Raw genomic sequence first — 16,818 nt, forward strand, 5'->3', positions numbered from 1 at the left:
TAAACACGATTTGAACAAGGAGCGGTAAATGCCCGCACGCAACATTCTGGTGGTCAACTGCGGCAGTTCGTCGATCAAATTTGCCCTGGTCAACGAGGACCACGAGCAATTCTCCCTCAACGTCATAGTTGAGCGACTGGGCGGCGCGGATGCGCAGATGCACTGGCAGCAGGATGGCAAGCAGCAAAGCCTGATGCTGCCCCACGCCGATCATAGCGTCGCACTGGCCCACGTATTCCCGCTCGTACAGGCGGCTGCTGACGGCCAGTTGCACGGTATTGGCCACCGCGTGGTGCATGGTGGCGAGCATTTCACGGCGGCCTGCCGGTTAGATCACGCTGCTATCGCCGGCATTCGCGCCATCGCGCCATTGGCACCGCTGCATAACCCAGCCAACCTGCAAGGCATCGAGGCAGCGATCACGCTGTTCCCGAGCCTGCCTCAGGTGGCCGTTTTCGATACCGCATTCCACCAGACCCTGCCCGAACACGCCTACCGCTATGCCCTACCCACGCCGCTGTATAGCGAGCACGGCGTGCGCCGTTATGGCTTTCACGGCACCAGCCACCGTTTTGTCAGCCAGCGCGCCGCCGCGATGACCGGTTTGCCAGTCAATGCCAGCAGTTGGCTAGTGGCACACCTTGGCAACGGCTGCTCGACCTGCGCCATCGTCAATGGCCAGAGTCGCGACACCAGCATGGGCCTGACACCGCTGGAAGGCGTGGTCATGGGCACGCGCAGCGGCGATGTCGACCCTAACTTGCACAGCCATCTGGCACGCACCCTAGGCTGGAGCCTGGAGCAGATCGAAACCATGCTCAATAAAGAGAGCGGCCTGCTCGGGCTGTCTGGCCTGTCCAATGACATGCGCACCCTGGAGCAGGCCCGCGAGCAGGGCCATGCCGGCGCGACCCTGGCCATCGAGGTGTTTTGCTACCGCCTGGCCAAATCCCTGGCAGCCATGAGCTGCGCCCTGCCACACCTTGATGGACTGATCTTCACCGGCGGTATTGGCGAGAACTCGCCACTGGTGCGCAGCAAGACCATTGCCCACCTCAAGCTGTTCAACCTGGCCATCGACGAACAAGCCAACGCCCGCACCGTGCGCGGTGCAGCCGGCTCAATCCAGGCGCAAGGTTACCCTCGCCTGCTGGTAGTACCGACCAACGAAGAACGACAGATTGCCCTCGACACCCTGGCGCTACTCGACGCCTGACTGCGACTACGGAGCACCTATGCACACCTTTTTTATCGCCCCCACCGGTTTTGGTGTCGGCCTAACCTCAATCAGCCTGGGTTTGGTTGGCGCGTTGGAACGCGCCGGGCTCAAGGTCGGCTTTTTCAAGCCCATCGCCCAGCCACACCCGGGTGACATCGGCCCGGAACGCTCCAGTGAACTGATTGCCCGCACCCATGGCCTGCACTCACCCAAACCGCTGTCGCTGGCCCATGTTGAACGCATGCTCGGTGACGGCCATCTGGATGAGCTGCTTGAAGAAATCATCAGCCTCTTTGAGCAAGCATCGGCCGACAAAGACGTCATCATCGTCGAGGGCATGGTGCCAACGCGCCAAGCCAGCTATGCCGCGCGAGTCAATTTGCACCTGGCGAAAAGCCTGGATGCCGAGGTGGTTCTGGTGTCCGCTCCAGAACAGGAAAGCCTAAGCGAACTGTGCGACCGGGTAGAAATCCAGGCACAGCTGTTCGGTGGACCCAAAGACGAGAAAGTGCTTGGAGTGATCCTCAACAAGGTGCGCAGCGAGGATGGCATCGAGGGCTTTACCAATCGCCTGAAAGAAACCTCGCCATTGCTCAAAAGTGATGATTTCCGTCTGCTTGGCTGTATCCCCTGGTTGGAGGAACTGAACGCGCCGCGTACCCGCGATATTGCTGATCTGCTCGGCGCACGCGTGCTGAATGCCGGCGACTATGAGCAACGGCGCATGATGAAGATCGTGCTCTGCGCCCGCGCGGTGGCCAATACCGTGCAACTGCTCAAACCTGGCACCCTGGTGGTCACGCCAGGCGACCGCGACGACATCATCCTCGCCGCCAGCCTCGCGGCCATGAATGGCATGCCACTGGCCGGCCTGCTGCTGTGCAGCGACTTCGCCCCCGACCCACGCATCATGGAATTGTGCCGTGGCGCACTGCAAAGCGGTTTGCCGGTGATGACTGTGAGTACCGGCTCTTACGACACGGCCACCAACCTCAACCGCATGAACAAGGAAATCCCGGTCGACGACAAGGAGCGCGCGGACAAAGTCGCCGACTTCGTTGCCAGCCATCTTGACCATGAATGGCTATTCACCCGCTGCGGTAGACCGCGTGAGCTGCACCTGTCGCCGTCGGCATTTCGTTATCAACTGGTACAACGCGCCAAGGCAGCCAACAAACGTATCGTTCTGCCGGAAGGCAGTGAGCCGCGCACCGTGCAGGCGGCGGCCATCTGCCAGGCGCGCGGCATCGCCCGCTGCGTACTACTGGCCAAACCAGAAGACGTTCACGCCGTTGCTAATGCCCACGGCATAACCCTGCCGGACGGGCTGGAGATTCTCGACCCGGACCTGATACGCGAGCGCTATGTCGACCCCATGGTCGAGCTGCGCAAGGGTAAAGGGCTGAATGCGCCGATGGCCGCCGCACAACTGGAAGACACCGTGGTACTGGGCACCATGATGCTCGCCCTGGATGAAGTCGACGGCCTGGTTTCCGGGGCGATCAACACCACCGCCAACACCATCCGACCCGCCCTGCAGCTGATCAAGACTGCGCCCGGTTATAAACTGGTGTCATCGATCTTCTTTATGCTGCTGCCCGACCAGGTTCTGGTCTATGGCGATTGCGCGGTAAACCCCGACCCGACGTCAGTGGAGTTAGCGGAAATTGCCCTGCAAAGCGCGGCATCGGCCAGCGCCTTTGGTATTCAGCCACGCGTGGCAATGCTCAGCTACTCCACTGGCGACTCGGGTAGCGGCGAGGAAGTGGAGAAAGTCCGCGAGGCCACGCGCCTGGCCCGAGCAAGCAACCCAGAGCTACTGCTCGACGGCCCCCTGCAGTACGACGCGGCGGCTATCGAAAGTGTCGGCCGCCAAAAAGCGCCCAACAGCCAGGTCGCCGGGCGCGCCACGGTGTTTATCTTCCCCGACCTGAACACTGGCAACACCACTTATAAGGCCGTGCAGCGCAGTGCCGACTGCGTCAGCGTCGGGCCAATGCTGCAAGGTTTGCGCAAACCGGTGAATGACCTGTCACGCGGCGCCTTGGTCGATGACATCGTTTTTACCATCGCCCTAACTGCCATTCAGGCCGACAACCTGCCGCACTCGGTAAGGACAATACTGCCCGGAGATCAGCGCTAAAAAACCGCGAACCGCGTCGATCACCAGCGTTTCGAGGGGGTTGCAGTTCGGTGCGCAAAAGGTAACCTGTGCGCCGAACGACCTATGGAGAGAAACCATAGGCACAAACAATCCGGGGCGTAAGCCCCTTTTTTGGAGGCGCCTGCCCCCATGCTGAAGATTCTGCCTGCCCCACTGCGCGGTCTGCTTGCCGGCCTGCTGCTCGCCCTCAACACGCTAATCTGTTGCTGGCCGCTGTTTGCCATATCGCTGCTCAAACTCGTCCTGCCGATTCCAGCAATCCAGCGCGTACTGCGTTTTGTAATGCACGGCATTGCCGAGTTCTGGATTAGCACGAACAAGTTCTGGATGAATCTGGTTGGTCATACCCATTGGAATGTGGCCGGGCTAAACGGCTTTGATAAGCAACACTCCTACCTGGTCACCAGCAACCACCAGAGCTGGGTGGATATTTTGGTATTGCAATACCAGTTCAATCATCGCATCCCATTTCTCAAGTTCTTTCTTAAACAAGAACTGATCTGGGTGCCGGTGATTGGCCTGTGCTGGTGGGCGCTGGAATTCCCGTTTATGAAGCGTTTCAGCAAGGAATACCTGGCCAAACACCCAGAAAAACGCGGCCAGGACCTGGCCACCACGCGTAAAGCCTGTGAGCGCTACAAAACCAACCCGGTGTCGGTATTCAACTTCCTGGAAGGCACGCGCCTATCGCCAGCCAAGCACGCGCAACAACAATCGCCTTTCAAGCACCTGCTCAAGCCCAAGGCTGGCGGTATTGCCTTTGTTCTAGACGCCATGGGCGAACAGCTGCATAGCTTGATCAACGTCACCATTCATTACCCGCAAGGTAATCCCGGCTTCTGGGACCTACTGTGCGGGCGCGTTAACCACGTGGTCGTACGCTTTGAGGAGCTGCCGATTCCGGCTGAATTTATCGGTGGTAACTACGACCAGGACGAGGCGTATCGCCTGCGGTTTCAGCAATGGGTCAATCAGTTGTGGCTAGACAAAGATGCACTACTGAGTGAGCTGAAGCAGCAATTCCCCGCCCGCTAAGCTCGCTTAAAACAAGCCCGCCTAGAGCTTGTCATTACGCAACGGTAGATTGTGCCAATCCACCGTTGCGGGGAAGGTTTTGGCCTGCTCGACACTCAGGCCGGGCGCAACCAGAAAGCCCTGCATAATCGCGCAGTCATGTTGCGCCAGCCAATCACGCTGGGCCATGGTTTCAACCCCTTCGGCAATTACCTCAAGCCCCAGGTGGCGACCCAGATCGATGATGGTGCTAACCACGGCGGCATCGCGCGGCGAGTCGAGCATATTGGTAATAAACAGGCGATCAATCTTCAACGTATCCAGCTCGAAATGACGCAGATAAGCCAGGGATGAGTAGCCAGTACCAAAATCGTCGATGGCAATTTTCACCCCCAGCAGGCGCAGTTGGCGCAGTTGTTCACGGCTGGTATCAAGGTCCTGCATCAGCGCACTTTCAGTTACCTCTACCTCCAATTGATGCGCTGCCAGTTGCTGCTCATCCAGTACCCGGCGCAGGTCCTCGACCAGCTGCGGCATGCTGAACTGCACAGGGCTGACATTCAGGCTGATCACCAGCTCAGTGCCATACAGCTGACTCATCTGCCGACATTGCTCGACCCCGGCTTGGAATATCCAGCTACCCAAACGGTTGATCAGCCGCGTTTCCTCCAACAACGGGATAAACACCCCGGGCGCTATCGTGCCCGCCACTCGATGCTGCCAGCGCAGCAGCGCTTCAAATCCGCGTAACCGACCGCTGTCGAGGTAGATCTGTGGCTGATAAACCAGCAGGAAATCATTATTTTCGATGGCGCTACGCAGGCTTTCTTCAAGCATCAACCGCGAACGCGCACGCCCGTTCATCTCCGGTGAAAAGAAGCGGTACTGTTGCCGTCCGGCGCGCTTGGCCTCGTACATTGCCATGTCCGCTGCCCGTAGCAGGCCTTCCACGTTTTGCCCGCACTCCGGAAAGCAGGCAATGCCAACGCTCGCGCCCATGGTCACGTCGACACCATCAATGGTGTGCCGCACGGATACCTGCTCAATCAACTTTTCGGCTATGCGCGCCGCATCTTCCGGGTGCTCCAGGCTGTCGAGCAATGCAGTGAACTCATCGCCACCAATACGCGCGAGGCAGTCATAGGGGCGCAGGCTGGTCTTAAGTTGCTCGCCCACTCGTTTGAGCAACTGATCCCCGGCATCATGACCGAGTGAATCATTGATACGCTTGAAACCATCAAGATCGAGATAGAGCACTGCCATACGCTGGCCACTGCGATCAATACGCGCCAGCGCCGAATCCAACGCCTGATAAAAACCACGGCGATTGAGCAAACCCGTCAAAGAATCGGTGATGGCCTGTGACTCCAACTGCTGGTGCAGATTACGCACCACCGACATATCCAGCGCCATGACCACCATGGCGTGCTGCACGCGCGGTAAAGGCGAGCAAGACAACGCAACCGGCACCTGGCCACCGTTCAGGGTACGTAGGCTGGCATCATGCAAGCGGTAGGCTTCGCCACGTCGCCACTGCCGGTAGAACTCGGACATACGCCAGTCACACGTAACCTGGGGCGTGACCAGGTAAGAGAGCATTTCGCTACCCTCTAGATCACCGACCGAACCGACAAGCATGCGCGCCATGGCAGGATTGGCGAAGCTGATACGCCCGCTCTCCCCCACTACCATGATGCCCTCCGCAGCGTTGTCCAACACGGAGGCATTAAAGGCGCGAGCACTGTCCAGTTGCTGACTGAGTTGCAACAACTCGCTGCGGTTGCGTTCATGTTCAAGCAAAGCATGAATTTTATGGCGCAGCACATTCGAGTCGAACGGTTTGAGCATAAAGTCCACTGCGCCCGTGGCATAACCCTTTAGCACCGAGTCCTGGGTCTGAGCGATGGCCGATACAAAGATAATCGGGGTGTAGCGGGTACGCGGGTTACCACGCATCAGTCGGGCCACTTCAAAACCATCCATGTGCGGCATCTGCACATCCAACAGCACCAGCCCAACGTCTTCCTCTAACAGGCATTGCAGCGCTGCCTCGCCAGATGCCACACAGCGTAAGTGCCAGTCACCGTCTTCAAGCAAGGCCTGCATGGCCTCAAGGTTCTCCTGGCGATCATCGACCACCAGTAGCGTCTGGATGGTGGCCGCGATCTTCATCTGCACCTGTGCCATATTGCCTCCCTCGCCAAAACAGCTGCACTGCCTATGCTGTGGTTCAGATTAGCAGCCCCCAGAAAAACTACCGTGAGCCTCTTACGCACTAACCCAACCAGTGCAGCAGCAAGCTCAACAGAGATTCGCGACTAACCGGCTTGGCTAGGTAATCATCGGCACCCGCCGCGATACATTTCTCCCGATCACCTTTCATCGCATGGGCCGTCAGGGCAATGATCGGGATACTGCAGGCATGTTCGGTTTTCAGCAGGCGAGTGGCGGTATAGCCATCCATGATGGGCATGGACATATCCATCAGAATCAGATCAAAGGGTTCGCGCTCATAGCAGGCAATCGCCTCACGGCCGTCCTTGGCCGAACTGATGATCAGCCCGGCCTCATCAAGCAACGCACTCATCGCATAGACGTTACGTACATCATCATCGACCAGCAGCACACGGCGCCCCTCCAGCGGGTTGTCCAAGCGCGTGTCGCCCTGCTGCGCGGGGCCACGCACGCCATCCAAAAAGCCTTGTACAGCCTCACTGAGCGCCTGCATGTCCTCGCCATGCTTGTGCACGACTACAGCACTGAAACGGCGCAAGCGTTGCAACGCCTGCTGAGTAACATCGACGCCGGTGTTGACCACTACCCGCGTGCCATTTAGAGGACGGAGGCGGTCAAGGCTTTCCAGCAGTTCAAAACCATCCTGATCCGGCAGATCAAGGTCAATCACAAGTGCATTGAAAGCCTCATCCGCGTAAGCCGTGCGCGCGTCATCAGCGCTGGCACAGGCCTGCACGATAAAGCCCATCTGCTGCAGGTGCGCGCGATAGTGCTCACGCTCAACCTCAATATCCTCAACCAATAGCAGCCGCTGTACCGGCTGTTGACCTTGCTGTAGGTCGATAAATACCTGCTCAAGATCGGCGCGCTGAATAGGCTTGACCAGGTAGCGCGTACCGTCGTCATTCCAATCCTCCGGCTGCGGCACACTGGAAATAATGTGCACAGGGGTTAGCCGATGGTTCGCATGCCTGCGCAAACGCCGGAACAGCTGCCAACCGCTGATATCGGGCAGCATGATGTCCAAAATAACCGCGCTGAAACGCTCGTCATCCAGCAGGTTGAGCGCCTGCATGCCGCTACGGCACTGCACGCTGGAAAATCCGTGGGCATGCGCCTCTTCGGCCAGTACTGCCGCAAAATTCTCATCATCCTCAACGATCATTACCGTCGGGCCTGAACCGCTGCGCAGCGGGGCCTCTAACGTGGGAACCTCAGGCGTTTGAGGCATCACCCGCACAGGTAAACGCACGGTAAAACAGGAGCCCTCACCGGGAGCGCTCTGCAAACTAATTTCACCGTCCATGGCCAACACCAGCTGCCGGGTAATCGCTAGCCCCAGACCGGTGCCGCCAAAGCGCCGACTGGTTGAGCCATCAATCTGCTGAAAGGCCTGAAATATCTGCTCATGCTGCTCAGCGGCGATACCAATGCCGGTGTCACGCACACTGAAACTGAGCAGCTCATATGCCTCCTGCGGCCCATCGCTGTCGCAGGACACCGTTAGACTGACCTCGCCATGCTCGGTGAACTTCAAGGCATTCGATAGCAGGTTGCGCAGAATCTGATGCAGACGTATTCGATCACTGTGAATGACTCTCGGCACGCCCGCCTCAAGCTGCGTGTGCAAGCGCAAGCCCTTGATTTCAGCCATCGGCCGCAGGCTGGCATCCAGTTCCACCAGAATATCCTGCACGTTCAATGGCTCAAGCTTGAGCTGCATACGCCCAGACTCAACCTTGGACAAGTCCAGTACGTCGTTGATCAACTGCAATAAATCGCTGCCGGCGCGATGGACGATATCGGCATGTTTAGCCTGTTTTTCGGTCAAGTTGCCGGCACTGTTCTGCCGTAGTTGATCGCTGAGAATCAGGATGCTGTTGAGCGGCGTACGCAGCTCATGGGACATGTTGGCGAGAAACTCAGATTTGTAACGATTGGCCAGAGTCAACTGCTCCGCCTGATCCCGTAGGCGCTGCTCAGCGGCCTTGCGTTCGCTGATGTCGATGATGACCGCCTGCACTAAAGCATCTTCCCCCCCCAAGATGGGCGACAAGCCAACCTCCAAGGGAATCTGCCGACCATCACGGTGCTGGCCAAACAGCTCACGGTTATTACCCATGCGTCGCGGCTCGGGCTTACCCTGATAAGCCGTGCGCATCGGCACATGGCTAGCTCGCAGATCATTGGGCAACAGCACTTCCACAGGCTGCGACAACAAAAAATCACGGGTATAGCCGAACATCTGCTCAGTCTGCCGATTGACCATAGCAATGCAGCCTTTGTTATCCACCAGCACGATGGCATTCGGCGAGGCCTCAACGACCAGGCGGAAGCGCTCTTCGGCCCCTTTGCGGGCGCGCAGGTCGATCATATTGATCAAGTAGCTGACCCCAGAGGAGTCGGCCAATACGCTCAGACTCAAGGCCACAGGCAGCTCTTCGCCTAATTCGCAGCGCGCCTTGTACTCGCCGGTCAGTTCAGTAGTGCCGTCGCCGATGACCAATTCGCTCAATTGCTCAACGGCCGGTAGAAAGCGCTTCACCCGCTCGCCGACCAAGCCTTGCGCGGTAATACCGAGCAACTCGGCGGCACTGTGGTTAGCCATTTCGATACGGCCTTGTGCATTACACAACAAGGTCGCCACCGGCAGGCGCTCAATCAATAGCCGGAAACGCTCTTCACGCTCACGTATTTTTTCATTGATCAACTGACTGCTGCGCAGCTCGTGCTCACGCACGTACAAGTACCCCCCCACCAATAGCGCCAACAGTGCCGCCGCTGCCAAGCCAAGCCACAGGCTGAAGCTGCTACCACGATTGAACTGTGCCGCGTCATATACCGCCGTGCTGCTGACCGTCAGCAACCAGCTACGCCCATACATTGGCAGCTCAAGCACGTGACTAAATTCAGGTTGTTTCGTTGCGTCATGTGGCTCGCCACCGAGCAACAGAGCATCTGGGGCCTGTTTGTCCTTTAGAACAATATCGAAGCGGCTGGTCTGCGTACCGAGAATACCCGCCATCAGGTCATAGCTACGAAAGGCCGCATGCACAATGCCGAGCAAAGCAGCGCGACGCTCCTCAAGTGTGCCGAGTGGTTTTCCTGGCTGATACACCGGCAAGGACAACAGCACGCCCACTTGAGTATGTTCTTCAGTTTCCTGCCGCAGGATAAGTGGCGCGCTAAGCGTCGCTACGCCGCTATCAATCGCTTGCTCGAGAGCAGCCCTACGAACTGGCTCGCTGAGTAGGTCGTAGCCCAGCACTCGGCGATTACGCCAATCCAACGGGCTGATGTACTCGACCAGCAAGTACTGCCCTCGCTCGCCCGCAGGGGACAAGCGAAAATCGTTGCGTCCACGCGACTGCTCTTCGGCGATAAAGCCCGTAAGCTGCTCTTCGCTTTGCAGGTAGCGTGACCAGGCAAGGGCCTGGATGCCCGGATAGCGATCCTGCAATTGCAGCTGATCAAGCGCCTGCTCCCATTCAGCATTGGACACATACTCGCTACCCGTCATCAAACCCGAAACGCCCCGCAGAACCATTTCGTAGGCCTGCATACGGCTGACTATCCGCTGGCTGACATCTTGCGCGGCCAGCTCGAAGCGCTGCTGGCGCTGCTGCTCCTCTCGCTGATCCAGCGCTCGCCATTGCCAGAGTGACAAACCACCCAGGACGATCAGCAGAATCAAAGTCACCCACAGCGGCATCCAGGGTTTGCGAGCGAGAACAGCGGGCCGGTCATCCATGCGATCTCCAGTCATCATCCATGTCCGGCGCAGGCGAGCGCGCGGGGACAGTAGGGCTTAAGTGAACCACTTCCAGCAGTCTAGCCATGAATTGAATACATGACCGACTCGCTACAGCAGCACACCCAGCATCGTTCTGAATTTCCCATAACGCCGCCCGGCTGACGGCTAAGAAATCACCAGGACTGACGCGAACTTAGAAACGCAACGACTAGACGACAACAGCGGACAAAACAGCCAGATAAGCTGACTACCATGAATAGCGAGACACAAAAAAGCCGCGCATTCGGTCGGAATGCGCGGCTGGGGTTACAGCGTTATAGCGGGCGGAGGTTTATTTCAACACGACGGTTTTGCGCACGACCAGTTTCATTAGCATTGCTGGCAATCGGCTGACTTGAGCCCGCACCGTAGGACGACAAACGCGAAGCAGGCACACCATTAGCACTCAAGTACGACGCTACGCTCTGCGCACGACGATTAGAGAGGTTCTGGTTCAGCTCGAACGAGCCCGTGCTGTCGGTATGGCCGACGATATCCACGCCGTTCTTGTTGAACTCCTTAAACACCGTGACCAGGGAATTAAGGGTCGGATAAAAACTGCTAGAAATGTCCGATGAGTTGCTCGCGAAGGTGATATTGCCCGGCATGATCAGCTTCAGGTCATCGCCATTGCGCTGTACCTGAACACCAGTGCCTTGCAGGGTCTGACGCAGTTTGGCTTCTTGAGTATCAACGTAATAACCATAGCCACCGCCTGCTGCACCACCAACGGCGGCACCGATCAGGGCACCCTTGCCGCGGTCCTTCTTGCTCGATGTAGCTGCACCAATCACCGCACCAGTAACGGCACCAACGCCACCATAGATACCTGCTTTCCCGGCTTCACGTTCACCGGTATAGGGGTTGGTGGTACAGCCAGCGAGCATGCCAAGAACGAGGGTAACAACTGCCAAATTTCGCAAAAGATTCATGCGCACTTCCTTAAATTCATGATTTGGAACTGGTTTCCACCTCGGTTTTCGAGCCCGGTTCGCGATTAAAGTTCCCTTACTGCAAGGCTAAGCCGGCACCGGACTTACGAGGCGCGCACAAACGGATTCTCGCGCATCTCATCGCCCAACCGAGTATCAGCACCGTGACCGGTCACCACAACGGCGTCTTCATCCAAGCGATATAGACGCTGCTTAATAGAGCGCTCGATCGTCGGGTAGTCCCCGCCCCACAAGTCGGTACGACCAATGCCCCGCTTGAACAGCGTATCGCCGGCGATCAGCAACTTGGCGTCAGCAAACCAAAAACTCATTGAGCCTGGCGTATGTCCCGGCGTGTGCAACGCCACGCCACACCCACAAGCCAACTCCTCATCATCGGCCAACCACTGATCCGGCGCGGGCACCGGCGTGTAAGGCACGCCAAACATACGGCACTGCATCTCCAGGTTGTCCCAGAGAAACTGATCCTCTTTATGCAAATGCAACGTCGCGCCGGTCTTCTCTTTCATCTGCCCAGAGGCAAGAAAGTGATCCAGATGGGCGTGGGTGTGGATGATGCTCACCACCTTGAGGCCATGAGCCTCCAGACGCGCCATGATCAAATCGGGGTTACCACCCGGATCAACCACAATGGCCTTCTTGGTCAGTGGGTCACCAATAATCGTGCAGTTGCACTGCAAAGGCCCGACGGGGAAGGTTTCCCGTATTAGCTGGGGTTTTGCGGCTTCCATGGGTGCTCCTGTATGATTGATGGCACAATTTTGGCACAGTGCGGTTGAAGATGGCGACGTTCAGGAAGAAAGGCCCATACCAGTGGCACGCCCAAATCAGACGTAAAGGGTGGCCCCAACAGACCCGCACATTCAATACCCAGGCAGAGGCAAAAACCTGGGCGACTATGATCGAACGCGAAATGGATGCGGGCGTGTTCGTCAGCCGCAACGAAGCCGAGGCCACCTCGTTCTCCAGCGCACTGGAGTTGTACGCCAAGGAGGTGACCAGCAAGAAGCGCAGCAGCGCCTCCGAGCTATCGCGTATTCAGGCCATGCAACGCCACCCTCTCGCCCTTCGTTCGCTTGCGAGCATTCGTGGCTCCGACATGGCCACTTATCGCGACATGCGCCTCGAAGAGGGCCTGGCCCCCTCCACTGTGCGCCGTGAGCTGGCACTGATCTCTCACGTCTTCACCATCGCCCGCAAAGAGTGGCGCATGGAGTCACTGAGCAACCCCGTCGAACTGATCCGCCAACCGAGCGTTGATGACGCCCGCGAGCGACGCATCCTCAGTGCCGATGTATGGACACGCAAAGACGGGAAGCTGGTATGTGAGCACCTGGACGAGCTAGAAATGATCTGCCGCCACTCGCGCTCGGCCGAGCTGCCGAAGATCGTCGCCTTCGCTGTGGAAACGGCGATGCGCCGCAGTGAGATAACCAGCCTGCTAAGCGCCAACGTAAACCGGAGCAAGCGGGTCGCACTGTTGCCCATGACCAAGAACGGCTCCGCCCGTGGCGTACCCCTTTCCAGCAAGGCAGTGGAGATACTGGAAAGTCTCTCCGAACGTGACGATGGCCGCTGCTTTAAGAGCCAGCCAGACTCAATAACCAAGGCATTCGCGGACGCCATCGCCGATGCTCGCAGCGCCTACGCGGATGGGCTAAGCCTTCACCTCAAACAGAAAAAGCTTTCCCAGGGCAAGATCGACCAACACATCAGCGATGACCCGTTTCTGATGGACTTACGCTTTCATGACCTGCGCCATGAAGCCACCTCGCGACTGGCCGAAATCTTCCCGCTGCACGAACTGACCAAAATTACCGGGCATCAGGACACGCGGATGCTGATGCGCTACTACCACCCGAGGACAGAAGACCTTGCCAAAAAACTTCAGTGACGGCGGCCCTCGAAGGCTGAGCGACGAGGAAATTGATGAGCTGCGCCGAGATATGCAGGCCGCAAGCGCCTGGATGCGCGCAGAGCTAAAACGTCGACGCGTGCAACGGGAGCAACCCGAAGAGCAGCCCGAGGTGCCAAATTTTAGCCGCTAAAATTTTCGACCTATCTCTGCCAGAGATGCAGCAGGTCTGTAGAAAACACCAAGACCAATAACTTCTTTAAACTGCCCGCATTCTGCCTGGCACCACCAAGGCAACGGACAATCACTGATTCAGCAACGGACTACGCACCATGGCCCAATTGGAAAACATCGAGGCAATCGAAAAACGCCTCTGGTCTGCCGCCGACACCCTGCGCGCCAACTCCAACTACGCGGCCAATGAATACTTCATGCCCGTTATGGGCCTGATCTTTCTGCGCCATGCTTACAGCCGCTACCTGGCCGTGAAGGATGACATCATTGCCAGCCTGCCCAGCCGGGGCGGCAAAACGCGAGAAGTTACCAAAGAAGACTTTTCTCAGCGCGGCGCAATTTATCTGCAACCCCACGCCCAGTTCGACACACTGGTTGGCTTGCCGGATAGCGCAGACCGCGCCCAAGCCCTTATCAGCGCGATGGAAAGCATCGAATCCGACTACAGCTCTTTGGCTGGCGTTTTGCCCAAAGCGGAATACCAGCAGTTGGAAAATAGCGTGCTTGGCCAACTGCTGCGCACCCTCAATCCAGAGGAACTGAAAAAGGCTACCGGCGACATATTCGGCCGCATCTACGAATACTTCCTCACGGCCTTTGCTGACGTAGGCGCACACGATGGAGGCGAGTTTTTCACCCCTGTTTCCCTGGTTCGCATGATCACCAATATCATCGAACCCGACCACGGCAAGGTGCTCGACCCCGCCTGCGGCTCTGGCGGCATGTTTGTGCAGAGTGCGCATTTCGTAGAGCGCTTGAAGCAAAACCCTAGCGAGCTGTTGACCTTCTACGGCGCAGAGAAAAACGCCACCACCATCCGCCTGGCCAAGATGAACCTGGCCGTGCATGGCCTGAGTGGTGATATTCAGAAAGCCATCAGCTACTACGAAGACCCGCACGAACTGCTGCACAAGGCCGACTTCGTAATGGCCAACCCGCCGTTCAACGTTGATGAGGTGGACGCAGAGGCAGTCAAGAATGACCCGCGCCTGCCCTTCGGCTTACCCGGTGTAAACAAGGGCAACAAGGTCAGCAACGGTAACTACCTGTGGATTTCCTACTTCTACAGCTACCTGAACGACAAGGGTCGCGCCGGCTTCGTGATGTCATCCCAGGCTTCCAGCGCCGGCCGCGACGAGGCCCGTGTACGGCAGAAACTGGTGGAAACTGGCCATGTCGACGCCATGGTCTCGATTCGCTCTAATTTCTTTTACACCCGTACCGTACCGTGCGAGCTGTGGTTCTTCGATAAAGCCAAGCCTGCCGAGCACAAAGACCATGTACTGATGCTCGATGCGCGCAATACCTATCGCAAGGTCACGCGCAAGATCTATGACTTCGCCCCAGAGCAGCTGGCCAACCTTACTGCCATCGTCTGGCTGTATCGGGGCGAGCAGCAACGCTTCCTCGACCTGGTTGCAGACCACCTTGGTGAAACGGTTGCGGCAGCCTGCGACTGTGGTGAGCCCCTGATCGCCCTGCGCAACGCCATCGACGCCCTGACAGATCAAATCAAACCAGCAATCTTCGCAGCAGCTAATGCGGCACTTAACCAGTCCTTGGTTGAGCTGGAATCCGCCACCACCGACTACTGCGCCGAAGCAGGAGCCTTCGATAACGATGTCACAGCCTGCAACAGCTTCTGGCAGGGCGTAACCCCGTCTAATGCCCTGCTACTTGCCGCTGGAAACAAGTTCAAAAGCCTGGCTGAACATAGTCGCGATCTGATCAAGGATGCCGACCAACTCTACAAACTCGCCAGCCGCCTGATCGAAGACCTTGAAAAGGTTTCCGGTGAGACTGGCACTCCAAATCCCGCCGTTCGTGAACTAAATCGCAGCCGTAAAGCAGCTGAAGAATCGCGCAAAGCCTTAGTGGAAGCACTGAAAAAAGTACGCCACTACTGGAAGGCGGCCCACTGGCTGCAAGAGAAATTTCCAACTGCTGAACTCCGCGATATCCCTGGCTTGGTCAAATGCGTCAGCCTGGCAGAAATCGCCGCTAGCGACTGGTCGCTCGCCCCGAGTCGTTATGTAGGGGTTGCTCCGGAAGAGCAGGATGAAGATTTCGACTTCGAGCTAGCTTTGAGCGATATACATATCGAACTGCAAGGGCTCAATGAAGAGGCGGTCGACTTAGCCGCTCAGATCGCCAAAACCTTTAAGGAACTCGGGGTATGAGTTGGCACACCTGTCGGCTAGGAGACTTCTTAACCTTGAAGCGTGGGCACGACTTACCTGCCAATTTGCGCCAAGAGGGTGAGGTACCAGTTGTCTCTTCATCAGGAATCACGGGCTACCACTCCGAAAGCAAAGCTAGTGCCCCCGGCGTAGTAACTGGTCGATACGGCACTCTTGGCGAAGTTTTTTATCTTGAGAAAGATTATTGGCCGCTCAACACAGCCCTTTACATAGTTGACTTCAAAGGATGCTATCCAAGATTTGCAGCTTACTTCCTAAAGAACGCTCTAAAAAACTACCAGAGTGACAAGGCTGCAGTACCCGGAATAGATCGCAATGTTCTTCACGAACTAAAAGTTCGGGTGCCAACCTTAGCGATACAATTGCAGATAGCAGACACTCTTTGGGCATATGACAACCATATAGAAAATAACAGCCGCCGCATCCAGCTTCTGGAGGAGTCGACCCGTCTCCTCTACCGCGAGTGGTTCGTCCACTTGCGCTTTCCCGGTCATGAACAACTGAAAGTGCTTGATGGTGTTCCGCAAGGCTGGAGTCGCCAGGCTCTTGAGGCTATCTGCCTCCCCAAGGACGGTATTCAAACGGGCCCTTTCGGCAGTCAACTGCATCAATCTGATTACGCGGATGATGGCATTCCAGTGGTGATGCCCAAAGATATTGCTAGTCGCCGCGTGTCACTCCAATCCATTGCTCGCATCCCCGAGTCACTAGCCAACCAGCTAGGGCGACATCGCATGCAAATTGGCGATACCGTTTATGGCCGACGTGGGGACATTGGTAGACGCGCTTTTATCGGGCCTCGCCAGGACGGTTATTTTTGTGGCACCGGCTGCCTTCGCTTTAGGCCAGACCCGGTCATAGTTAATCCTCGATATCTATTTGACCAGCTGGGCGCTCCTGACACAGAGGGTTGCATTATCAATCGCGCCAAAGGCTCGACCATGCCAAACCTCAGCGCTGGAGCACTGAAAACAGTGCCTATTCTTCTGCCACCCAAGCGGATTCAGGACTCATATGCAGAAGCGGTGGAACCAACAAACAGCCTGATCGAAACACTTGTAGAGCAGAGCCAAAAGCTCGCCCAAGCCCGAGATTTAATTCTTCCACGTTTAATGAGCGGCGAGCTTTCAGTCTAAAACCAAGGATGATA

At 57.2% G+C, this 16,818-nt stretch carries 10 protein-coding genes; 6 read left to right on the forward strand and 4 right to left on the reverse strand.

Features of this window, described 5'->3' with window-relative positions:
• Positions 1–28: 28 nt before the first annotated feature.
• The 3 genes from VCA57_RS10375 (at position 29) to VCA57_RS10385 (ending at position 4,418) form a co-directional block, all read left to right on the forward strand.
• On the forward strand, positions 29–1,216 hold the full coding sequence (locus tag VCA57_RS10375) for an acetate kinase (protein WP_411184915.1): 1,188 nt from the start codon (positions 29–31) through the stop codon (positions 1,214–1,216).
• 19 nt (positions 1,217–1,235) lie between these two features.
• Positions 1,236–3,362: a phosphate acetyltransferase gene (gene pta, locus VCA57_RS10380; RefSeq protein ID WP_411184916.1), complete on the forward strand. Its 2,127-nt coding sequence runs from the start codon at positions 1,236–1,238 to the stop codon at positions 3,360–3,362.
• Between the two features lie 150 nt (positions 3,363–3,512).
• Positions 3,513–4,418: an acyltransferase gene (locus VCA57_RS10385; RefSeq protein WP_411184917.1), complete on the forward strand. Its 906-nt coding sequence runs from the start codon at positions 3,513–3,515 to the stop codon at positions 4,416–4,418.
• A gap of 21 nt (positions 4,419–4,439) precedes the next feature.
• On the opposite strand, the gene VCA57_RS10390 is transcribed toward VCA57_RS10385, so the two are convergent.
• The 4 genes from VCA57_RS10390 to VCA57_RS10405 form a co-directional block, all read right to left on the reverse strand.
• Positions 4,440–6,584 (reverse strand): putative bifunctional diguanylate cyclase/phosphodiesterase, encoded by a 2,145-nt coding sequence (locus tag VCA57_RS10390; RefSeq protein ID WP_411184918.1) that lies wholly within the window; start codon positions 6,582–6,584, stop codon positions 4,440–4,442.
• Between the two features lie 88 nt (positions 6,585–6,672).
• Complete coding sequence (locus VCA57_RS10395; protein WP_411184919.1) at positions 6,673–10,383, reverse strand: response regulator; 3,711 nt, start codon at positions 10,381–10,383, stop codon at positions 6,673–6,675.
• Between the two features lie 317 nt (positions 10,384–10,700).
• Positions 10,701–11,357 carry an OmpA family protein gene (locus VCA57_RS10400; protein ID WP_411184920.1) on the reverse strand — a complete coding sequence of 219 codons (657 nt, stop codon included), beginning with the start codon at positions 11,355–11,357 and terminating at the stop codon, positions 10,701–10,703.
• Between the two features lie 104 nt (positions 11,358–11,461).
• Positions 11,462–12,109, reverse strand: coding sequence for an MBL fold metallo-hydrolase (locus VCA57_RS10405; RefSeq protein ID WP_411184921.1), 648 nt, complete (start codon positions 12,107–12,109; stop codon positions 11,462–11,464).
• A gap of 167 nt (positions 12,110–12,276) precedes the next feature.
• Here VCA57_RS10405 and VCA57_RS10410 point away from each other — a divergent pair, with 167 nt between their 5' ends.
• From VCA57_RS10410 to VCA57_RS10420, 3 genes are all read left to right on the forward strand, one after another.
• The gene (locus tag VCA57_RS10410; protein ID WP_411184922.1) at positions 12,277–13,272 is read left to right on the forward strand and encodes a tyrosine-type recombinase/integrase; all 996 of its coding nucleotides are present in this window, start codon (positions 12,277–12,279) and stop codon (positions 13,270–13,272) included.
• 293 nt (positions 13,273–13,565) lie between these two features.
• Positions 13,566–15,647, forward strand: coding sequence for an N-6 DNA methylase (locus tag VCA57_RS10415; protein WP_411184923.1), 2,082 nt, complete (start codon positions 13,566–13,568; stop codon positions 15,645–15,647).
• Positions 15,644–16,804, forward strand: a complete 1,161-nt coding sequence (locus tag VCA57_RS10420) for a restriction endonuclease subunit S (protein ID WP_411184924.1) — start codon at positions 15,644–15,646, stop codon at positions 16,802–16,804. Before VCA57_RS10415 ends, VCA57_RS10420 begins: the two co-directional genes overlap by 4 nt.
• Positions 16,805–16,818: the final 14 nt, after the last annotated feature.

Source organism: Pseudomonas sp., from assembly GCF_046581935.1.
Lineage (GTDB): Bacteria > Pseudomonadota > Gammaproteobacteria > Pseudomonadales > Pseudomonadaceae > Aquipseudomonas.